This is a genomic window from Ruegeria sp. AU67 (genome assembly GCF_900312795.1).
Lineage (GTDB): Bacteria > Pseudomonadota > Alphaproteobacteria > Rhodobacterales > Rhodobacteraceae > Ruegeria > Ruegeria atlantica.
The window spans coordinates 216,595-238,350 of the sequence record NZ_OMPH01000011.1 but is presented as its reverse complement, the minus strand read 5'-3'; the positions used below and the strand labels follow the sequence as shown (position 1 = coordinate 238,350).

The window sequence follows — 21,756 nt, the reverse complement described above, 5'->3', positions numbered from 1 at the left end:
GAGTATGAAGAAATTTCTGATGGCCGGTCTGGCCGGAACCGTGGCAGGTGTAATCGCAACTACACAAATTGCTGGTCCTTTGCTGGCGCAAGAGGCTGACCGGAAGGCCAGCGTGTACGAGCAACTGGATCTGTTCGGGGATATTTTTGAACGTATCCGCGCCCAGTATGTCGAAGACGTGGAGCCGGAAGAGCTGATCGAAGCGGCCATCGACGGTATGCTCACGTCGCTTGATCCGCATTCCAGCTACCTTTCGCCAGATGATGCTGAGCAGATGCGTGTGCAGACACGTGGCGAATTCGGAGGATTAGGCATCGAGGTCACGCAGGAAGAAGGCTATGTCAAAGTTGTCTCGCCGATCGACGATACCCCGGCAGATGAGGCGGGGATCGAAGCGGGTGATTTCATCACTCATGTCGATGGGGAAAGCATCCTTGGCCTGACATTGGACAAGGCCGTCGATCTGATGCGTGGCCCGGTCGGGTCGGAAATCGTGATCACCGTCGTTCGTGAGGGCGAGCAAGAGCCGTTTGATATCACCATCATCCGGGACACCATCAAGCTAACAGCCGTGCGTGCCCGAACCGAAGGCACCAGCGTTGTTCTGCGTGTCACTACATTCAACGACCAGACTTTCCCGAACCTGCAGGAAGGCCTGAATGAACAGATCGAAGAAGCTGGTGGTCTGGACAAGGTCAATGGCTTTGTCCTTGACCTGCGGAACAATCCTGGCGGGTTGCTGACCCAGGCGATCAAAGTTTCGGACGCGTTCCTGAACGAAGGCGAGATCGTGTCCACCCGTGGTCGTGACCCAAGCGACGGTGAGCGTTTCAATGCAACAGCGGGGGATCTGGCCGAAGGTAAACCAATCGTTGTCCTGATTAATGGCGGGTCCGCCTCTGCATCGGAAATCGTGGCCGGCGCGCTGCAAGACCACCGTCGCGCGATCGTTGTCGGCACCAAGAGTTTTGGCAAAGGGTCGGTGCAAACGGTCATGCCGCTGCGTGGCGATGGTGCAATGCGTCTGACGACTTCGCGCTATTACACGCCCTCGGGCCGGTCAATTCAGGCACTTGGCGTCAGCCCCGACATCATCGTCGAGCAACCGCGCCCTGCGCCGGATGCTGAAGAAGAGGAAGCCAACGCACGTACACGGTCCGAAGCTGATCTACGCGGTAGCCTGAACAATGACAGCCTGAGCGAAGATGAAATTCGTCAGATCGAAGAAGACCGCGCCAAAGCCGAAGCCACGGCTGAATTGCGGGAAGAGGATTATCAGCTGGCTTACGCCATCGACATCCTCAAAGGTTTGTCGGCGTTCAATCCCAACGGACCGTCTCAGTAAGACAAACAGGGCCGCCGATACAGGCGGCCCTTTCTGCAAAGGCCAGGATCAGCCCTCAACCTTGTGCAGTTTTTCTTCGTCAAGCATCATCGCCAGAACAATGCCTATCGAGACCGAGATGGCCGCAAAAACAAAGGCCATGTTCATACCTGCATCGAATGCGGCAGCGACGGCGGATTTGACCTTTTCGGCTTCTGCCGAGCTTAGCTTTTCCATGATAGCGCGGGCCGTACTGGTCGTAAGCGTTCCACCGTTGATCGCCTTTTGATCGGTTGCAGACATGTTGATCCCATCCGCAACCAGCTGTTTACTGAGGCTGGACAGGCTGACGACATACATTATTGCGGTCGCGAAGGCGACGGATATAGCGCCGTATACCAGATGGATCATAAAGCTCAGCCCGCCGACAAGTCCGGCGCGTTCAGGTTTGACGGCGCAAACGGCTGCAGTGCCTGATGGCCCAACCGTCAACGTTGCGCCCAGCCCGATCATCGCCATGCCGGGCAAAATCTGAAAATATCCCAGCCCCGCCGGCAAGATGATAATACTGAGAGCGCCGGTCGTTGCGATCAAATACCCCCAGAACAGCAGGCGCTTTGGCCCGAAATCATTATAAAGCGTGCCCGAAACAATTGAGCCGACGGCCAGCAGGAGTGTCAGTGGGGCAAGCCCAATCGCGGATTCAAACACGGACCAACCAAGGACCTTTTGCATGTATTGAGGGAAGTATAGCAGCCCTACAAATGCCGCCGACACGTTGAACATGTTCAGTCCCAGCGTGATCCGAAACTCGCGGTTTTGCATCATTTGAGGCAATAAAAGAGGTTCTTTCACGCGCTTCTCGACCTGCGGGAAAAAGAAGAACAACGCGGCGCTGACGAAAAACAACATCAGCAGCGGGACAGACGTCCAGCCCCAGTCCGCACCGATGTCCAGCCCGTAAAGAAGCAAAAGCACAGCAAACGAAAGAATACCTATTCCGGCGAAATCGATATGTTCGCCCTGTTTGTGTTGAGTTTCACGCTCCATAAGGATCAGGGCCGTAACCATCGAAATGGTCGAAAACAACACGTTTGCAAGAAAGAACAAGCGCCAGTCGCCAAAGCTGACTGCGGCGCCGCTTATGAGAGGACCAAAGACATTGCCGCTGGTCACACCGGCGAGGATCATACCCATGATCATGGCGCGGTGTTCGGGGCGCGAGACTTTGGTGGCGCCAAAAGCAAGCGTGCAAGGCCAGACGCAACCCGAACCAATCCCCTGCAAAGCACGCGCGGCGATCAGGAAATCGAGACTGGGAGAGACAAAGCACATGACGGACGCAAATAGAAAGATTGCCAGCCCGATGATCATCATCTTGCGATGCCCGAACATGTCCCCCATGCGCCCCCCGGCGACCATGGTCATGGCAAAAAACAAGGCGTAGATGTTCAGAACCCACTGGGTGCTGGTAATATCAGCGTCAAAGCTGTTTTCGATGGCTGGGACAAGAATAAGAGCGCCGGTAAAGTCGATACCGATCCCGAACCCTGTCACCATCAGAGCGATGACCTTGACGATACTGCTGCGGTCCATTTTCGCACCCGGGTTGCTTCGGATGACATTTATGATGCACGGATTTCGCCTGAAAGATAGACAAAGCCTTGGAAACGAAGAAAACCCGGATCAGCCCGAAGGTGCCTGAGACCGTCTAAATGCCCGTTTCAACAAGTCCAGCTCCGCCCGCAACAAAGCGATTTCGGTCCGCAAATCATCCGCGGCTGATGCACCCGCAATGATTGTGAATTCACCGATCTTCTGTGATGTGTTTGCATCGGCTATTACAAAGCAATGAACACCGTCGGCAATCGCGGTTGATGGCACCGGCACACTCAGCTCCCAACCACCATCGGTGGCGGTCATGAATACACCCTCCAGCGCCTGGCCCATATAACGGACTTCGACGTGCGGTTCAGTGTCGGCCTGCAGGTACCCGCGCCAGAGGCCGTTTTCGAACAGGGTTGGGGTCAAGGTTGGTTGTGTCATGGCCAATGCTCTCACATGTCGGCGCGGTGGTGGCGGCAAAGGGTCAGGTCCCGCAGAACTATGCGGTTCATAGCCGGATTGGTCAGAACCAGATCCAGCCAGATCTTGTCTATACGCCGTTCGTTCAGCGGCAAACTGGCAAGATCGAAATCCAGAACATTCGAACTTGTCGACAAATCTATAGACCGTGGAACGGAATCAGTGTTTGGGCCGTGCCGAATATTCAATCGCGCGGTCACGTCCAGCGGACGTTCTGTTTCAATCTGGGCATCGACCCGCATCAGGTGCTGCCGCGTCAATCCTTGCACTGCCTCAGGCGGCAAATCCAGCGACACAGAAAGGAATGACCCGGCAAAGCCAAACACTTCGACGCCAAGCCCAAAAGCGGCCAGGTCCTTTTCGTCCATGTTTCGTGCCTGTCGCACACTGATCTCGGATAGAGCGCAGTCGTGGAATATCTTTACCTGTTGATCCAACTCGACCTTACGCGGGATTGAGGCGAGACCAGGCCGGGGCAAGGGACCCCGCCACAAATCAGGTCGCCAGCACCAGTCAGTACCTAGCGGCTTGGGAAATTGCTTTGAGCCAATCAGGGGCAGCGTCAGTCTTTCGTTTGCTTCCCGTAGCAAACGGTCCAATTGCGCACGCAGTTTGCGCGCCTCGTCGCGCTGTTGACGCAATTGGGGGTTCGTGGCCCCGGCCGCGTCTTGAACGGCGCGTTGCCAACGCGCAATAGTTTTGCGGTGTAGATATCGTTCGAGAAGTTTGCCCATGATCCCATCGTCTGAACTTGACCTTCTTTAGTCAAAGACAACGGCGAGGATAAGGCCGAATTGGTGAAATCCGCATAAAACTGCCCGACACTAACGTGGTTGTGACTGGGCGGTTTTGGTTGTGTCTGCTAAGGCCCCCATCGCCGTTCTTGCAATCACCTGGGACTGTGCGTACCGTCCGGCACCTGATTGCTTTGGATTATCCGAAAAACCGCGTACTAAATTCTTTGAGGCAAGGCCGGGGCATGGAACCCACACTATTTTCGTTCATCTGGAAACACTCGAAAAAGCAGCAGCTTGTGCTGTTGTTTCTGACGGTATTGTCGTTTCCGTTTCTCTACGCCTCGCTTGAGCTGCCAAAGCAAATCATCAACGACGCAATCGGTGCGCCCAACGATAGCGTTACGCTTTTTGGGTTCACCTTCACGCAGGTCCAATATCTGCTGATCCTCTGTTTTGCATTTTTGGCCACTGTAATCGCCAGCGGCTTGATGAAGATGCGCATCAACACGATGAAGGGCATATTGGCCGAGCGTATGCTGCGCCGGCTTCGGTTCACGCTGATTCACCGCGCGATGCGATTCCCGAAATCGTATTTTGCCACCACCAGCCAAGGTGAACTTGTTTCAATGATCACCTCTGAGGCCGAACCGATGGGCGGCCTGATGGGTGATGCGATTGCCCAGCCGGTGTTCCAGTTTGGTCAGATGATGACCATTGTCACCTTTCTGTTCATGCAAAGCGTTTGGTTCGGTCTGGCCAGCATCGCGTTGATTCCGTTGCAGGCATGGCTGATCCCAAAACTGCAGCGCCAGATCAACCTGCTGAACAAGGAACGTATTCAGCAGGTCCGCCACCTCAGCTCGGAAATTGGCGAAAGCGCGGCGGGCATCAGCGATTTGCGGGCCAATGGTGGCTGGCGCTATCGGTTGGCACAATTCAGCCATCGGTTGGGAACCTTGTTCGAGATCCGGTTCAAGATCTACAACAAGAAGTTCTTTATGAAGTTCCTCAACAATCTGATTACTCAGATGACGCCGTTCCTGTTCTATTCGGTCGGTGGCTATCTGGCGATCACGGGTGAGGTGACAGTGGGCGCGTTGGTCGCGGCGCTTGGGGCATACAAGGACCTTAGTGGCCCATGGAAAGACTTGCTGACCTATTACAACCAGGTTCAGGATATGTCTTTGCGCTGGGAAATCGTGATTGAACGTTTTGCCCCAGACAACATGATCCCTGAAGAGCTATTTGTGGGTGAGCCAGAGTCCATTCCGCATCTCAGCGGCGATATCGAACTGCGCAATGTAACAGTGCGCGATGATGACGGGAAAACTATCCTTGAAGATATCGATCTGACCATCCCCAAGGGCGCCCGCGTTGCTATTCAGTCGTCAAGCGCCGCCGAGCGCGGCGCGTTGGCGCAACTGCTGACACGAGAGCTTTTGCCGATACAAGGCAGCGTCACAATTGCGGGTCACGATTTGCTAAAACTCCATCAGACGGTAATTGCGGCGCGGATCGGCTATGCCTATTCGCGACCCTATCTGTTTGACGGGACTTTGGGCGATAACCTTTTGATGCCGTTGCGAACCCATCCACAACACGAACCCGACGCAAAGAAGGCCCCAAGCCGGTGGCAGATCGAAGCGGTGCGGGCCGGGAACCCTCCGGATTCCCTGTCGGATGAGTGGATCGATCCCGGCCTGGCAGGGTTGGAAGACATCGAGGATATCCGCAACTGGTGGTTCCAGCTGGTCGAGGCGATGGGCATCGACGAGTTCATGTTTCGCCGGACATTACGTACCCAGTTTGATCCAGAACAACATTCTGCCCTGGCGCGGGATATTGTAAATCTGCGCGAAACGGTCGCGCAAAGGTTGGAAGAAAAAGACCTGGCGCGGTATGTCTATCGGTTCGAACCGGACCGCTTTAACCCGGCTGTTCCGTTGGGGGGCAACCTGCTGTTTGCCGCTCCGTCTCGCGATATCTCACCGGAAATTCTGGCGGGCGATGATCGGTTCATGTGGATGCTGCGCCATCACGATCTGGACGATGACGCAATGAGCATTGCAAGCGCGGTGCTGGAAACACTGCACCAAACGTTTGGGCGGGACGGGGCAGATCACCCGCTGTTCCTTCGTCTGGGTATGGCCAAGGATATGTTCCACCGTCTGCTTGATATCGAGGATCGGCGCAAAGCCAAAGGGGATGAAGCAATCAGCGAGGGCGAGCGTGCCTTGTTGCTGACCGTTCCTTTCCTGCTGACGGCGGAACAGATCGGGCCTGATTTTCCAGACGAGTACAAAGATAAAATCTTGGCCATCCGAAGGGGGCAGGCGGAACAGCTGCGTGCCTCGATGGATGGGATGTTCGTTCCGGTCACGCCAGATGCATATATTGAACGCATGACTGTCATGGAAAATGCCCTGTTCGGGCGGGTTTCTTTGATGGCCGGGGCGCACACGGATGAAATCGAAGATGTCGTCGCCGAAGCCATGAACGAAGCTGGTCTGCGCCGCCGGGCGGCGGCCATTATCTATGACCTGCCCTCGGGTCTGGGTGGGAATAATCTGCCGACGGTATTTCAGGAACGCGCCGCATTCTCGCGCGCTGGAATCAAACGTCCTGATGTGTTGATCCTGGACAAAGCTCTGGCCAGCCATGATTCCGAGAGCAGGCTGAGAACCCGACTGAAACTGCGGGAATTGTTGCCGGATTCCATCATGGTCTTCATGGAGGATTACTTTGCCCATCCCGAAGCCTATGATCTGTTCGTCGAGATCAAGGATGGTCGAATTGACGGCGTCTCGCGGACCCGTCCAGAAGAGGAGGCCAGCTCAACGGATGACCTGAGCCGTAAGCTCAAGATTATCTCGTCGACCGAGCTGTTTTCCGGCATTGACGGTCGCAACCAGCGCCTTCTGGCGTTTTCGGCGCAATGGTACGATGCCGCAGCCGGGCAGATCATCTTTTCCGAAGGGCAAACGCCAGATGCCGCTTATCTGTGTATTTCGGGAGAAGCCGACCTGATCTGGAATGAAGGGAACGGAACCGCGCGTACGATCTCGGTCATCGAGCCGGGGCGTCTTATCGGAGACTTGTCGATTATCACCGGCGAAATTCGGCAGTTTGATTTGGTTGCGGTCAAGAATTGTTCGTTCCTGCGCATTGGGGCCGAGGAATTGCGCGCGGTTATTGAAAGTGACGCAGGTGTTGCAATGCAGCTGCTGCAAACGGTTGCCGGCTATCTGACTACGATTTCCGAAAGGCTAAACGCCGCCAATGCAACCTCATTGATCTTCGATGATGACGAGCCGAACCGGGAAACGGCCGACAATGCCTGACGCCCGCCCCGGCAGATACATAGCGCATGAACGACTTGTTGCACCTTCGCGCGCACGGCCAGAGCTTTGGCGCCTGCTGGTCGGGCTGACCATTGTTGGCGTGGTTGGCATCCTTCTGAACTTTCTACTTTTTGGATTGGTTGCGGGTCTTGGATCCGTCGAATGGGCCCAAGGCTTGCTGATTGGCGCATCCCCGGTTGCACTTTTGGTGCTACTGGCAAGCTTTGGCTTCATCACCTTGGGCGTGTCCATCGCTGCAAAACGCCTACAGCATCGAACCTTGAGTTCAATCTGTGGCCCATGGCGCGAGGGCATTGGGCAATTTTGGAATGTTTTTAAGGCATTGCTGATCGTTGGGATCGTCGTGGCCATCTTGCCGCCATATGGCATGGGCGCAACGCTGACGCAGAATTTGGCACTGTCGACCTGGCTGTTGTTTCTGCCTTTCTCGCTTTTTGCAGTGCTGATTCAGACAAGCGCTGAAGAGGTGCTCTTTCGGGGTTACATCCAACAAAGTTTGGCAGCGCGATTCCGATCGCCGGTTATTTGGTTGGGCGTACCGTCGATTTTGTTCGCGGCAGGTCACTATGCCCCCGGCGCGGCCGGAGACAACGCGCTATTGGTTGCTGTGTGGTCTGGGATGTTTGGCCTGATGGCGGCGGATCTGACGGCACGGGCAGGGACGTTGGGGCCTGCTATCGCATTGCACCTGTTCAATAATATGGTCGCTCTGCTGTTTGTTTCCTTACCCGATGGCTTAAGTGGTCTGGCATTGTATCTGCTTCCTTACGACATGTCGGATACCGGGGCGCTGCGGCAATGGCTGTATGTGGATTTTGCTGTGATGATCGTCAGTTGGCTAACAGCGCGGGTTGCGCTCAGGCGTTGATTGCATTTCTTTCCGTAGCGTCTTATTTGACGTCAAAGCCGCACAAGCCAAGGTTCCGATATGAACTGGATTACAAACTACGTCCGCCCACGGATTAACTCGATCTTCTCGCGCCGAGAAGTGCCTGAGAATCTTTGGCACAAATGCGATGAATGCGGAACCATGCTGTTTCACCGTGAGTTGGCAGAAAACCAGAATGTCTGCACCCAGTGCGATCATCACATGGCGATCACACCGCGCGAGCGGTTCGATCATCTGTTCGATGGTGGGATCTTTACCGAGGTCGAGGTTCCCGCGCCCAAAGACGATCCGCTGCAATTCCGCGATCAGAAAAAGTACCCCGACCGGATGAAAGCCGCCCAAAAGAAAACGGGCGAGAAAGAGGCGATGTTGGTCGCCTTGGGTGAAATTGGGCGAACCCCGATTGTTGCGGCCGCGCAGGACTTTTCGTTCATGGGCGGATCCATGGGCATGTATGTCGGCAACGCGATCATCGCGGCTGCGCAAGAGGCTGTAAAACTGAAACGCCCGCTGATCCTGTTTTCGGCCGCTGGCGGCGCACGGATGCAGGAAGGTATCCTGAGCCTGATGCAGATGCCGCGCACGACCGTGGCGGTAGAGATGCTGAAAGAGGCAAATCTGCCCTACATCGTAGTGCTGACTCACCCAACGACGGGCGGTGTGACGGCCTCATACGCGATGCTGGGTGATGTCCATATCTCGGAACCCAATGCGCTGATCTGTTTTGCCGGTCCGCGTGTGATCGAACAGACGATCCGGGAAAAGCTGCCCGAAGGGTTTCAGCGTGCGGAATACCTGTTGGATCACGGCATGTTGGACCGCGTGACCAAGCGGACCGAAATGCGCGATGAGCTGATCACGATCACGCGGATGTTGATGAACCAGCCTCCGGCGGTCAAAGGCGATCTGCCTGCGCCCGAACCCGAAGATGCAGTGGCAGAAACCCCGACTGAAAACGCGGAAGAGAAATGACCTCTCAGACATCGGACATCATTCTGGAAAGGATGATGGCGCTGCATCCCAAGATCATTGACCTGACCTTGGATCGTGTCTGGCGTCTGCTGGCCGCGCTGGACCATCCGCAAAACAAACTGCCCCCAGTGATCCACATCGCCGGAACCAACGGCAAAGGCTCAACCCAGGCCATGATCCGCGCGGGGCTGGAAGGGGCAGGGCTGTCCGCCCATGCCTATACCTCGCCCCATCTGGCACGGTTTCATGAGCGTATTCGTCTGGCGGGTGAACTGATTTCCGAACCGGATCTGACGGCGGTTCTGGACGAATGTTATGCCGCCAACGGTGGCGAGAACATCACGTATTTTGAGATCACGACCTGCGCGGCCCTGCTGGCTTTTGCCCGGTCCAAGGCGGACTACACGTTGCTTGAGGTCGGGTTGGGTGGCCGGTTGGATGCGACCAATGTCATTCATGACCCAGTGGTAACGGTCATCACACCGGTTTCAATCGACCATGAGCAATTTCTGGGCGATACCTTGGGCAAGATCGCAGCGGAAAAGGCCGGCATCATCAAGCCCGGTGTTCCCTGCATCGTTGGCCCGCAACAGGACGAGGCGCTGGAGGTCATTGAATACACCGCCGCGCGTCTGGGTGCACCTTTGTTGGTGCATGGCCAACACTGGCACGTCACCGAAGAAAACGGGCGGCTCGTCTATCAGGACGAAACTGGCCTGCGCGATCTACCGCTGCCAAATCTGTTGGGCGCACATCAGTATCAAAATGCCGGTGCCGCGCTAGCGGTCTTGCGTCATCTGGATCTTGGGGACGACGCCTATGAGGCTGCGGTGATCAAGGCTGAATGGCCAGCCCGTATGCAGCGATTAAAAACCGGCCCGCTGGTCGAACAGGCCCCCGAGGCCGAGCTTTGGCTGGATGGTGGTCACAACGCCGCCGCAGGTCTGGCATTGGCCGATCTACTGGCGAAGCTGCCTGCACGTCCAACCCATATGATCTGTGGGATGTTGAACACAAAGGACGTTACCGGTTATCTGGCTCCGTTGGCCGCGCAGGCGCAAAGTCTGACGGCAGTCTCTATCCCGGGCGAGGCCAATACGCTGAGCGCTGACGACACCGCAGAAGCCGCCTCTCGGGTTGGGCTAGCAGCGTCCACTGCCGACAGTGTGACCGAGGCCCTGAAAAACATTACCGAAAATGACCCGCAGGTGCGGGTTCTGATCTGTGGATCACTATACTTGGCCGGTAATATTCTGCGCGAGAACGGCTGACGAACGCACATCCGCACAGCTTCATCTGGCCAAAAATATCCCGGGGAGTCGCGCAAAGCGCGGCGGGGGCAGCGCCCCTATTGCCCCCAATCCTGATCCTGCATTTCGCGCAGGCGCGACGCGGTACGCTCAAACTCAAACGTGCCTTCACCTTCGACATACAGCATCTCGGGTTCTGCCGCAGCTGAACAGATCAAGCGGACTTTTCCCTCATACAGTGCATCGATCAACGTTACGAACCGTTTGGCTTCGTTAAAATTATTGCGTGACAGGCGCGGGATGTCCTCAAGCACCAGAACTTTGACCTCTTCCGCGATGGCAAGATAATCTGCCGGGCCCAGCATCCTTCCACAAAGGTCGTAAAAACTGGCCCGCGCCACGCCATTTCGGAAAGCTGGCAGTTCTACCGCGCGACCGTTGACCTGCAGGATCAGCGGGTCCGCCGCCCCCCCGGCCAGGTCATTCCAGACGCTGCGAATGCTCGCGCGTGCTTCGGGGCCTATGGGCGTAAAATAAACAGGCGCGCCTTCCAGTCGGTTTTGGCGATAATCCGTGGGTGAGATCAGCTCCCACACCTCAAGCTGTTCTTTGATATGTGCAATGAAGGGCAAAAATAGCTGACGGTTTAGCCCGTCCTTGTACAGGTCATCCGGATGGCGGTTCGATGTCGTCACGACCACGGTGCCACCCTCATGCAGCAGATCGAACAGACGACCAACAATCATCGCGTCCGTGATATCGGTGATTTGCATTTCGTCAAATGCCAGTACGCGCGCGGACTTGATCACCGAGGCGGCCACCGGAGCCAACGCGTCTTCAACTCCATCCTTACGGGCCTTGTGCATGCCTGCGTGGATTTCCTGCATAAAGGCGTGAAAATGCACTCGGCGGGCGGGGATGTCTGCCAAAGAGTCGACGAACATATCCATCAGCATGGATTTTCCGCGCCCGACTCCGCCCCACAGATATAAACCTTTGGGCGGCGGCGGGGCTTTTCGAAAGAACCCCCGTTTCACAGGTTCGGCCAATGCCGCCCGGATACGTTCGAAATGAGGAAGAACGGCCTCTTGAGCGTCGTCTCTGGTCAGGGTGCCGTCGGCCACCTGCGTGTCATAAAGCGATATCAAACCCGTCATGTTTTGAGGCATAGCGCCCGGTTTGCCCGTTGAAAAGCAGCCATTTCTCGGACGCATCAATTTTGCTGATCCGTGACCGCAAAACTCCTGAATTGACGCACAACCTAAACGCGGTAACGTCTGGTTCTTGAACGCCCGAGGACCTAATGCCCCAACACACGCGCTTGCTGAACCCCATCCTGATCGTCGGATGTATCATCATCACCGTCAGTTTTGCCGTGCGCGCATCGTTTGGCGTGTTTCAGATCCCCATCGCAGATGAATTCGGCTGGCTGCGCTCGGACTTCTCGATGGCAATCGCAATTCAGAATTTGGCCTGGGGCATTGGGCAGCCGATTTTCGGGGCCATCGCCGAAAAGGTCGGCGACAGGCGCGCAATTATTCTAGGGGCTCTGACCTACGCGGCGGGTATGGTTCTGTCGGCCTGGTCCGTCACTCCGTTCGAGCACCAAATGTACGCATGGCTTGTGGGGTTCGGTATCGCGGGAACAGGATTTGGCGTGGTGCTTGCCGTGGTGGCGCGGGCATCGTCGGACGAAAACCGCTCTATGTCGCTTGCGATTATCACAGCTGCTGGCAGTTTCGGTCAGGTTCTGGGGGCGCCTACAGCCGAATGGATGCTTAGCTTTATGCCTTGGCAGCAGGTGTTCATCGTATTCGCTGCAGCTATCTTGGCACTGGTGCTGACACTGCCGTTCATGCGCGCCCCGCAGGCCGCCATCAAGGCAGAGATCGAAGAAAGCATGAGCCAGATCCTGACCAGGGCTTTCCGCGATCCATCCTATACGCTGATCTTTCTGGGCTTTTTCAGCTGCGGTTATCAGCTTGGCTTCATCACCGCACATTTCCCCGCTTTCGTGACCGAGATGTGCGGACCCATACAACCCGGTGGCGTACTGCATTCGATTGGCATCACAACCACATCAGCACTGGGGGCCGTGTCAATTTCATTGATAGGCCTGGCAAATATTGCGGGCACACTGATGGCCGGTTGGGCAGGGAACCATTTCCCCAAAAAATACCTGCTGGCCGGAGTCTATACCGCGCGAACACTCGCCGCGGTGGCCTTCATCGTGTTCCCGATCACACCGCTGTCGGTCATCGTGTTTTCACTGGTCATGGGGTCGCTGTGGCTTGCCACGGTACCGCTGACCTCGGGGCTGGTCGCGCATCTCTACGGACTGCGCTACATGGGAACGCTGTATGGGATCATCTTTTTCAGCCACCAGGTCGGCAGTTTCCTGGGCGTCTGGTTGGGCGGGCGCATGTATGACCAGTACGGCGACTACACCATGGTCTGGTGGATCGGAGTCGCGATTGGGGCGTTCAGTGCCATCGTTCACCTTCCCATTCGCGAAAACCGCCCAACGCCCGTCGCCGCCTGAGCTATAGCGACTCTTCGACCGTCAGTAGACCTTCTTGCAGCAGCCGTTCCGCCCAGCCCTGCGGGCCGGTAAAGTGATGCGTCTGCCATCCCCGGGCACGCGCCGTTTCGATATTTTCGAGTCGGTCGTCGGTGAACAAAAGCGCCTCGGGCGGCAGTCCACAATCTGCTTCGACCATTTCATAGATAGGAAGATGCGGTTTGACGGTCTGCATCCGTCCCGACACGTATTGTTTGTCGAACTCGTTGAGGAACGGGTAAACCGTTGTCGCATAGTCGAAATTTTGCACCCCGAAATTGGTCAATGCAAAAACCGGCACGCCTTTGGCCCGCAAGGCCCGTTGCAGACGGACCGAGTGGGGGATCTCGGGCGCGGCAAGTTCGATCCACTTGTCGTGCCACATGCGGATTTCATCCCGCCATCCCGGGTATTTCTCGGCCCAATCATAGATTGTGTCAGTGAAGTGATGACCCTGATCGACCAGGTCGTTCATCCCGTGCAGATCGACCTCAGAGAACATCGCGCGACGGCGGTCTTCTCCGATGACCCGGTCATAATAGCGTTCTGGCTGCCATTCGATCAGAACATTCCCGATATCAAAAACAACAGCTTTCACCGACATGTATGTACCTGTCTTCTTGTTCCTTAGATGGTGCCACTGAACCAAGCGCGACGGGATTGTTCAAGGCACAACCGCAGCGCGCAGCGCTGCCCGGCCCAATTGTCAAAGACGCATCTTTGATGCGTCGCTGGCAAGCGGGAGGATTAGCCCCGCTGCGCAGCCCTTAACTCACGTTCCAGGGCGTCCAAAAACCGGGATCGGTCAGCTTTGCCAAAGGGTTTTCCGCCGCCACCCGCGCCCGATGGGTTGGATGCGCGCAAGTCGGCCATCAAATCACGCATGGCCAGTTGCTGGCCGATATTGGCCGCGGTAAAGGCTTCACCGTTTGGACGCAGGACCCGAGCGCCGACCTCAACACATTTTGCGGCCAGCGGGATATCCGAGGTTACCACTACGTCCCCTGCGCCGCATCGTTCGGCGATCCATTTGTCTGCCTCATCCGCACCCTCAGACACGATGACCACCTGCACCAATGGGTTTGCAGACGGCCGCAAGCCACCGTTTGACACCAGTGCCATCGGAACTTTGTGCCGGGTTGCAACCCGTTCGGCCTCGGCTTTCACGGGGCAGGCATCGCCATCTATATAGAGCGTCGTCACGCTTTCCCGGCCTTCTTCTCGGCCTTTTCAGCGGGCTTCTTGCGCACTTTGAACTCGTCCGGGATTGGCATCCGATTGAATGCATCCAAACCGGCGATCTTGTAGGCCTCGGCCAGGGTTGGATAGTTGAACGTATTCTGCACGAAGTAATCCACCGTGCCCTTCAGGTTCAGGACTGCCTGCGCGATATGGATCAACTCGGTCGCGCCTTCACCCACGATCTGCACGCCCAGTACCCGGCGGGTTTTCAGTGAAAACAGCATCTTCAGCATGCCGTGCTCCAACCCCATGATATGCCCGCGCGAAGTCTCCCGGAACCGAGCCACGCCAACTTCGTATGGGATGCCGCGTTCTTGCAGTTCCTCTTCGGACATCCCGCAAGTTGAGATCTCGGGGACTGAATAAATGCCGTAAGGATACCACGGACTTTCCGGCAGGGTAGGGGTTTCCAAGGCGTGGCATGCAGCCACGCGGCCCTGCTGCAGCGACGTTGAGGCCAATGATGGGTGCCCAATCACATCCCCAGTCGCGTATATATGTGGTACGGCAGTTTGATACGTCTTGCGATCCACGTCGATCCGGTTGCGATGATCGGTTTCCAAGCCAACGGACTGCAGGTTCAATGCCGATGTCGCCCCCATGCGCCCGGCGGCGAACAACAACATCTCAGCTCGCACGTGGCGGCCATTCTCGAGAGTCACTTCGACATGGCCCCCAGCGTCTTCTATCTTTTGAACGGCTGAGCCGAGACGTAGGTCAACGCCGTTTTCGCGGATCTGATGGGTGAAATCATGGATTAGGCGGGTGTCGATGAAATCTAAGAAGGTTTCACGAGGTTCAATTAACGTCACCCGAACGTCCAATGCCGAGAACATGGTGGCGTATTCCACGCCAATCACTCCGGCACCTATCACGACCAGCGAGCGCGGGATCTCTGCCATCTCAAGAAAGTCGTCACCGTCCACAACGGTCTTTCCGTTGAATGGCACATAATCCGGGCGATAGGTTTTTGTTCCGGTTGCGATCAGGAACTTGGCCGCCGTAAGTCTCGTTGTCTCGCCGGCATCAGTGGCAACCTCAATCTCGTGAGGCCCAACGAATTTGGCCAACCCGTTCAGGGTCTCCACATGGTTGCGGTTGAATTGGTGTTCCAGCACGTCAACTTCATGATCCAGCGTCATATGCAGACGTGCCTTCAGGTCTTCGGCCCGGATCTGATCTTTGACGCGGTACGAGCGGCCATAGAAGCTGCGCTCACGCCACCCGGACAGGTTCAGTACCGTTTCACGCAGGGTCTTTGACGGGATCGTTCCGGTGTGGACGGACACGCCGCCAAACCGATCCTTGCGATCGATCACCAGAACACGCCGTTGGAGTTTGCCCGCCTGTATCGCGGCCGAACGACCCGAGGGGCCGGACCCGATGATGATCAGGTCATAGTCAAATTTGCTCATGCCTCAGTCTCCGTACAGTGCCTCGGCGTGGAAGGTGATGTGGTCTTCCATGAAGGTCGACACGAAGAAGTATGAGTGGTCATAGCCTGGTTGAAGACGGAAGATTGCCTGCTGACGACGTTCCGCTATCGCCTGCGCCAAAGTTTCGGGGCGCAACAGGTCGATGAATTGGTCATTGGCACCAGTGTCAATCAGGATAGGGCCGTCAAAGCCTTTTTCTTTCATCAGGACCGATGCGTCATGATTGGCCCATGTTGCCTGATCATCGCCTAGGTAGGCGCTAAGTTGTTTGCGACCCCAATCCGCACCCGTCGGGTTTGAAATGGGTGCGAAAGCAGACACAGACCGGAAGCGCCCCGGCAAGTTCATGGCCAGAGTCAGCGCTCCGTGCCCTCCCATCGAATGTCCGGTTATGGCCTGACGCTCCGCGTCGATTGCGAAGTTTTCGGTCAGCAAAGCAGGCAATTCTTCGGCCACGTAATCCCACATATTGAAATGCGGTGCCCAAGGCTGCTGCGTGGCGTTCAGATAGAACCCGGCACCCTGGCCCAGATCGTAATCATCGTGATCGGCAACACCCTCACCGCGCGGCGAGGTGTCCGGGAAGACCACCGCGATGCCTTGTTCGGCCGCCCAGGCCTGAGCACCTGCTTTGGTCATCGCGTTTTCATGAGTGCAGGTCAGGCCTGACAGATACCACAAAACCGGAACCGGGCCGTCCTTGGCCTCGGCTGGCAGGAACAAGCCAAAGGTCATGTCGCACTGGCAGGCAGTCGAGGCGTGGCGGTAGACGCCCTGAACGCCTCCAAAACATGCATTTTCCGAAAGGGTTTCCATTTGGTTTCGTCCTTACGTTGGGTTTGCGACATGGCTATCCTTACACGCTCGATACGTAAAGGCTGCGCGGCTTTGGTGTGCCATTTTTCACAAGGCTTAGATCAGGGCGTTCCGACCCAGGCGATGACCAATGGCACCGTCAGAATGCTGGCCGCTGTGGAAAGTAGTATCGCAGCTGATGCACGGTGCGGGGCCACCCTGTAATGGGCGGCCAGCATATACACGTTACCCGCCACCGGCAGTGCCGCGGCGGCGATTGCGACAGAAGCAGGAAATGCAGCCACGGGCAAAATCCAAATCAACACAACGGCAACGCAGACAGGGTGAACGACAAGTTTGCAAAAGCTCAGCCAGCCTGCAATGTGAACGCGTTCGGCGGATTTGCTGGCCAGAGAAGCTCCGATAGCGAACAGGGCACCCGGGGTCGCGGCCCCGCCCAGAATTGTCAGGAAATCGTTTAATGGGACAGGAACAGGAATCTGCAACGCGGACCAAAGCATTCCCGCCGAGATCGAAACGATCATCGGATTCTTGATCAACCCGATCCCTATCAGTCGGAAGGTTGCAGGTTTCAACCGCCCGTCGCGCCCGCCATTTATCAAGATGACGATTAGGGATGAAAACACCACCAGATCAACCGTCAGAACCAGCATAACCGGGCCAATCGCGGCTTCGGTAAACAGCAGCGCCAGCATGGGCAGGCCCAGAAAACCGACATTGCCGATGGCCGCGCATTGTGCCTCTACCGCTGCGGTCGGGATATCAAGCCGACGTATCCATGCGACAACCGCCGCCAAGACGTACACAGCGGCGGTTCCGATCAAGTATCCAACGACTAGCCTTGCATTGAAGATATCCGCAAAGGGCAGGGTGGCGGCAAAGCGAAACAGCATGGCCGACAGCGCAAAATAGAAAACGAATTTCGTCAGGTACGCCGTTGCTTCTTCAGAAAAAAATCGACTGCGCCCAGCCCAGTATCCCAAGCCGATGATCGCAAAAAAGGGCAGTGTGCGCAGAAAGATATCGACCATGTGCAAAGTGGTAGCACGTAACACACAGGCTGCAAGATATGACGGGCCAGTTATAGGGTTTTGGGGACGCGCGTTGTAAATTAACTTAACTGGTTAATCGAAAACCTAACGTCATCTGTGTTGCCAGATGCCTGCTAATTGTGCGATTTGTTGTATCTGAACTGAACGGTTTAAACATTTGTCACCCAATCGACCGAAGGAGAGTACATGACCGAAGCAGCCGTCATTCTGCGTACAGGCCGAAAATTTGATCAGGTCCTGCGCGGAGCCCGAGAGGTTTTCATGGCGGATGGTTTCGAAGGTGCAAGCGTCGACGATATAGCCCGTGCTGCCGGGGTCTCTAAGGCCACGCTATACAGCTATTTCCCCGATAAGCGGCTGCTTTTCATGGAAGTGGCGCAGGTCGAGTGTAGACGGATGGCGGAAAACGTCGTGGCGATGGTGGACGATTGCAAACCGGCACGCGAAGTTCTGACAATCGCTGCAATAGAGCTCACGAGTTTTTTGGTCTCAGACTTCTCGCAACAGATGTTCCGCATCTGCATCGCCGAGCGTGACCGGTTCCCGGAGCTGGGCCAAACATTTTATGAGGCCGGGCCGCAGAACGGTCAGCGCCAGATGGTCGAGTATCTGGAAAAGGCGGTCAACAAGGGAGAGTTGACCATCGACAACCTGCAATTGGCAGCCGAACAGTTCAGTGAACTATGCAAGGTTCGGATTTGGACCCGCGCTGCCATTGGCGTTCAAAAGAGCTTTTCCAAAGCAGAGTTGGATGCAATTGCGACGCAGGCCGTTGATATGTTCATGGCGCGATACGGCGTCTAACCTGCTGCATTTAGTCACGAGAAAGACGTGAACGACCCGCACCCGGCAAGCCGGATGCGGGCAAAATAAGTTACTCGATAAAAGTCTTGGCGAGCCGGTCACTGATTGGTTGTGACAGGTAGCTGATTACTGCGCGCTCGCCGGTTTTCACAAACAGATCCGCGGGCATTCCTGGCAACAGATCCAGTGCGGCGACTTCGGTGGGTTGATCGGCATCCAGTTTCACCCGGGCTTTGTAATAAGGCTCGCCTGTGCGATCGTCCTCCAGCGCGTCGGCTGAGATGTCAAAAATCCGGCCGCTGGCTTCAGGCACATCGGTCTGCGTAAAGGCTGACAGGCGAATGCGCGTTGCCTGACCGATCTGCAACTTGTCGATGTCGGCGGTCTTGATACGTGCTTCGACGATCAGGGCTTGATTGGCGGGAACAATATCCATGATCGCCTCTCCGGGGCGAATGACGCCGCCGGTTGTAGATACTGCCAAATTAACGACCCGCCCGCTGGCAGGGGCCAGGACCTGTGTTCGTTTCAACCGTTCCGATGCCCCTGAATATTGTGACCGGATCAGATCAAGCTGGGCATCCACAACCGCAAGCTCTCCGGCGATCACCTCGTCGCGCAGCTTTTGTTGGCTGAGCAGGGACAGTTGCAACTCTTGCATCTGGTCCTGGGCCTGCGCGATCTGGGTGCGCAACGACGCATCGACACCGCCCAGACGTTCCATTTCGATCTGGCGCGCGCTGACCCGTGTGACGGCCACAAGCCCTTTGTCCAGCAAGGATTTCAGATTGGACAGCTCAACCTGCGTGATGTCCTTCTGGTTTTGGGTCGAGAGACGTTGTTCGTTCAGGCCGGCGATCTGATTGCGCAGCCCCTGAATGCGTTGCGCGTTGATTTGAGCCTCGGTCCGGCGGGCGCGGGCTTCGGCGTCAAATAGTTGTTTCTGCGTCAGGTAAGGCGACAACCAATGCAGCCGCTGCATTCCATCGCTGAACCCGGCCAAAGCGGTTGGCTCGTCAAACCTGTCCGTGCCGTTAATCTGCGCCAGCAAGCGGGCGCGCCGGACCGACAACTCGCCCAATTGGCTGCCCAGAACACTCAGATCTACGTCGAAATCTGAGGTGTCAAGCCGTACGAGGGGCTGACCTGCCTGAACGAATTCACCATCCGTGACCAAGATCGAGTCAATGATGCCACCATCCAGATGTTCAACCGTCTTGCGGTCACCTTCCACCACAAACGAGGCAGGCGCGACCACCGCCCCATCCAGTTTCGAGGCGAAGGCCCAATAGATGCTGCCGCCGACGAAAGCCGTCAGGGTAAACAACCCGAACAGGACATAGCGTTTGATGCCAGAGGCTTCGGTCGTGATGTCCAATACTTGCACATCGTGGGCGGTAAGCACATTCGGGGATTGTGGGCGTTTCATCAACTGGGTCATTGGGCAGCTCCGCTGATCTGAGTTGCATTGGCAGGGCGCACAGTGGGTTCGTGCGCCCCGGATTGGGTCGGTTTGTCCAGAACGTTCCGGCGATTGACCTTCAGGACGTCCTCTTTATCCCCGAACTGTGTTTGGGCGCCGTTTCGCAGGACCACTACTTTGTTGGCAGCCTGCAACGTTGCAGGACGATGGGTCATGACGATGGCAATTGCGCCGCGGGACTGCGCCGCCGTGATCGCATCGCGCAGGGCCCGTTCGCCTTCGGCATCAAGATCCGAATTCGGCTCGTCCAAAATCAACACAAACGGATCGCCATAAAGCGCCCGGGCTAGTGCCAGCCGCTGACGTTGACCACCGGACAAAAAGAACCCCCGACCGATGCGCGTTTCATATCCATCGGGAAGGGCGCTGATCATTTCGTGCACACCGGCTTCGCGTGCGGCACGCAGCACTTCGGCATCGTCTATGGCGACAGAGAAGCGCCCGATGTTTTCGCGGATCGTGCCGTCGAACAGCTCGATATCCTGTGGCAGATAACCGATCTGTTTGCCCAGATCCTCGTGGTTCCATTTGGACATCGGGCTGCCATCCAGCAAAACCTCGCCCCGTTGGGGGTGCCAGATACCGGCAATCATCTTGCCCAAGGTGGTCTTGCCCGAACCGCTATGCCCGATAACTGCCAACACATCTCCGGGCACAAGGCCAAAGTCGATCTGGCGGAGCGAGGCGTTGACGGCGCGCGGGGGGCCTGCCTGCGCAATCTTGACGTCCAGAGATTTGAACGCGCGCGGCAGGTGCAGATTGGGTGGGGCTTCGGCAAACTCTTCGGTCAGTTTAGTCAGCTTGGAGTAAGATCCGCGCGCGGCCAGAAAGCTGCGCCACTGACCGATCAATTGGTCAATTGGGGCCAATGCGCGGGCCAGAACGATGGTTGCCGCGATCATGACGCCAGCGGTGGATTCTCCGGTGACGGCCAGTGCCGCGCCAAGTCCCAGAATGGCCGATTGCAAACCCATCCGAACGGTCTTGGACACGACAGAAAAGCTAGCAATCCGGTCGGCGGCGCGGGTCTTGTGCTGATGGGCCTCCGCCTGAAGCGAGGTCCAGCGTCGCAGCAAATCGGATTTCATGCCAAGCGCTTGAACAAGCTCGGCGTTTTTATCACTGATGCTGAACAAGGCATCTGAACGACCGCGCGCTTGCGAAGCCGACCGCATCGGTTCACGGGCGCGGGAGTTGTTGATCAGCGCCATGATCGTCAGTGTAACGGCGCCGGCCAGACCAAGCAAACCCAGATAGGGGTGAAGGGCATAAAGGACCAACAGATAGAGCGGGATCCACGGCGCGTCGAAAAACGCGGTCAGCGTGGTTCCCGAGATGAATTCGCTAAATCCGTTCACGTCTTCGACAAGGTTTTCGCCAGCGTCGGCTTCGCTATGGACACGGCGGCGCATCGCAGCGCCAAGAACTGGGGCACCAACGTTCAGCTCAAAGCGGGCGGCCAGACGTCCCAAAATGCGCATCCGCATCAGGTCAAGGCAGGCGACCACGACGAATACACCGGCCAACAATGCTGACAGCGCGATCAAGGTGTCGACATTTTGACTGGTCAGGACGCGGTCGTAGACCTGCAACATGTAAAGCGGACCGGCGAGCATAAGAAGGTTCAGAAACAAGCTGAAGAAGGCAACTGCAACAAAGCCCTTGCGCAGCGACCCCCAGGCGGCTTTCACGGGATTGGTTTTCTGGGACATCAGGGAACCCTTTCCGGTTTGGCAAACGGGGC

The 21,756-nt window shown here is 56.6% G+C and carries 18 protein-coding genes; 7 read left to right on the top strand and 11 right to left on the bottom strand.

What is annotated here, in order from left to right; genetic code table 11:
* Positions 1–4: 4 nt before the first annotated feature.
* Positions 5–1,345, top strand: coding sequence for a S41 family peptidase (locus DK510_RS04145; RefSeq protein ID WP_058277149.1), 1,341 nt, complete (start codon positions 5–7; stop codon positions 1,343–1,345).
* A 48-nt stretch (positions 1,346–1,393) separates the two neighbouring features.
* Here DK510_RS04145 and DK510_RS04140 read toward each other — a convergent pair whose 3' ends face one another.
* From DK510_RS04140 to DK510_RS04130, 3 genes are all read right to left on the bottom strand, one after another.
* The gene (locus DK510_RS04140) at positions 1,394–2,920 is read right to left on the bottom strand and encodes an MFS transporter (RefSeq protein WP_109311020.1); all 1,527 of its coding nucleotides are present in this window, start codon (positions 2,918–2,920) and stop codon (positions 1,394–1,396) included.
* Between the two features lie 90 nt (positions 2,921–3,010).
* Positions 3,011–3,370 (bottom strand): hypothetical protein, encoded by a 360-nt coding sequence (locus DK510_RS04135; RefSeq protein ID WP_109311019.1) that lies wholly within the window; start codon positions 3,368–3,370, stop codon positions 3,011–3,013.
* Between the two features lie 11 nt (positions 3,371–3,381).
* Positions 3,382–4,143 carry a DUF6478 family protein gene (locus tag DK510_RS04130; protein WP_109311018.1) on the bottom strand — a complete coding sequence of 254 codons (762 nt, stop codon included), beginning with the start codon at positions 4,141–4,143 and terminating at the stop codon, positions 3,382–3,384.
* Positions 4,144–4,388: 245 nt separating this feature from the next.
* On the opposite strand from DK510_RS04130, the gene DK510_RS04125 reads away from it, so the two are divergent.
* Genes DK510_RS04125 through DK510_RS04110 form a run of 4 tightly spaced genes read left to right on the top strand, consistent with a single transcriptional unit; the run spans position 4,389 to position 10,640 of the window.
* Positions 4,389–7,487 (top strand): ABC transporter transmembrane domain-containing protein, encoded by a 3,099-nt coding sequence (locus DK510_RS04125; RefSeq protein ID WP_109311017.1) that lies wholly within the window; start codon positions 4,389–4,391, stop codon positions 7,485–7,487.
* Positions 7,480–8,376, top strand: coding sequence for a CPBP family intramembrane glutamic endopeptidase (locus DK510_RS04120; protein WP_109311016.1), 897 nt, complete (start codon positions 7,480–7,482; stop codon positions 8,374–8,376). The genes DK510_RS04125 and DK510_RS04120 overlap by 8 nt, the downstream gene beginning before the upstream one ends.
* Positions 8,377–8,436: 60 nt before the next feature.
* Positions 8,437–9,369 carry an acetyl-CoA carboxylase, carboxyltransferase subunit beta gene (gene accD / locus DK510_RS04115; RefSeq protein WP_109311015.1) on the top strand — a complete coding sequence of 311 codons (933 nt, stop codon included), beginning with the start codon at positions 8,437–8,439 and terminating at the stop codon, positions 9,367–9,369.
* The gene (locus DK510_RS04110; protein ID WP_109311014.1) at positions 9,366–10,640 is read left to right on the top strand and encodes a folylpolyglutamate synthase/dihydrofolate synthase family protein; all 1,275 of its coding nucleotides are present in this window, start codon (positions 9,366–9,368) and stop codon (positions 10,638–10,640) included. The genes accD and DK510_RS04110 overlap by 4 nt, the downstream gene beginning before the upstream one ends.
* 77 nt (positions 10,641–10,717) lie before the next feature.
* On the opposite strand, the gene zapE is transcribed toward DK510_RS04110, so the two are convergent.
* Positions 10,718–11,776 (bottom strand): cell division protein ZapE, encoded by a 1,059-nt coding sequence (gene zapE / locus DK510_RS04105; RefSeq protein ID WP_109311192.1) that lies wholly within the window; start codon positions 11,774–11,776, stop codon positions 10,718–10,720.
* A 146-nt stretch (positions 11,777–11,922) separates the two neighbouring features.
* Between zapE and DK510_RS04100 the strand changes: the two genes are divergently transcribed.
* Positions 11,923–13,161 carry an MFS transporter gene (locus tag DK510_RS04100; RefSeq protein WP_109311013.1) on the top strand — a complete coding sequence of 413 codons (1,239 nt, stop codon included), beginning with the start codon at positions 11,923–11,925 and terminating at the stop codon, positions 13,159–13,161.
* Position 13,162: 1 nt separating this feature from the next.
* Here the strand turns inward: DK510_RS04100 and DK510_RS04095 are convergent, their stop codons facing one another.
* The 5 genes from DK510_RS04095 to DK510_RS04075 form a co-directional block, all read right to left on the bottom strand.
* On the bottom strand, positions 13,163–13,783 hold the full coding sequence (locus DK510_RS04095) for an HAD family phosphatase (RefSeq protein WP_109311012.1): 621 nt from the start codon (positions 13,781–13,783) through the stop codon (positions 13,163–13,165).
* Between the two features lie 143 nt (positions 13,784–13,926).
* On the bottom strand, positions 13,927–14,382 hold the full coding sequence (locus DK510_RS04090) for a YaiI/YqxD family protein (protein WP_109311011.1): 456 nt from the start codon (positions 14,380–14,382) through the stop codon (positions 13,927–13,929).
* A complete protein-coding gene (sthA, locus tag DK510_RS04085; RefSeq protein WP_109311010.1) occupies positions 14,379–15,836 on the bottom strand; it encodes a Si-specific NAD(P)(+) transhydrogenase in 1,458 nt (485 codons plus the stop codon). Before sthA ends, DK510_RS04090 begins: the two co-directional genes overlap by 4 nt.
* A gap of 3 nt (positions 15,837–15,839) precedes the next feature.
* Complete coding sequence (fghA, locus tag DK510_RS04080; protein WP_108859720.1) at positions 15,840–16,673, bottom strand: S-formylglutathione hydrolase; 834 nt, start codon at positions 16,671–16,673, stop codon at positions 15,840–15,842.
* 101 nt (positions 16,674–16,774) lie between these two features.
* Complete coding sequence (locus DK510_RS04075) at positions 16,775–17,704, bottom strand: AEC family transporter (protein WP_109311009.1); 930 nt, start codon at positions 17,702–17,704, stop codon at positions 16,775–16,777.
* Between the two features lie 207 nt (positions 17,705–17,911).
* Between DK510_RS04075 and DK510_RS04070 the strand changes: the two genes are divergently transcribed.
* On the top strand, positions 17,912–18,529 hold the full coding sequence (locus tag DK510_RS04070; protein ID WP_109311008.1) for a TetR/AcrR family transcriptional regulator: 618 nt from the start codon (positions 17,912–17,914) through the stop codon (positions 18,527–18,529).
* Between the two features lie 70 nt (positions 18,530–18,599).
* Here DK510_RS04070 and DK510_RS04065 read toward each other — a convergent pair whose 3' ends face one another.
* Complete coding sequence (locus DK510_RS04065; protein WP_109311007.1) at positions 18,600–19,970, bottom strand: HlyD family type I secretion periplasmic adaptor subunit; 1,371 nt, start codon at positions 19,968–19,970, stop codon at positions 18,600–18,602.
* Positions 19,967–21,724, bottom strand: a complete 1,758-nt coding sequence (locus DK510_RS04060) for a type I secretion system permease/ATPase (protein WP_109311006.1) — start codon at positions 21,722–21,724, stop codon at positions 19,967–19,969. The genes DK510_RS04065 and DK510_RS04060 overlap by 4 nt, the downstream gene beginning before the upstream one ends.
* Positions 21,725–21,756: the final 32 nt, after the last annotated feature.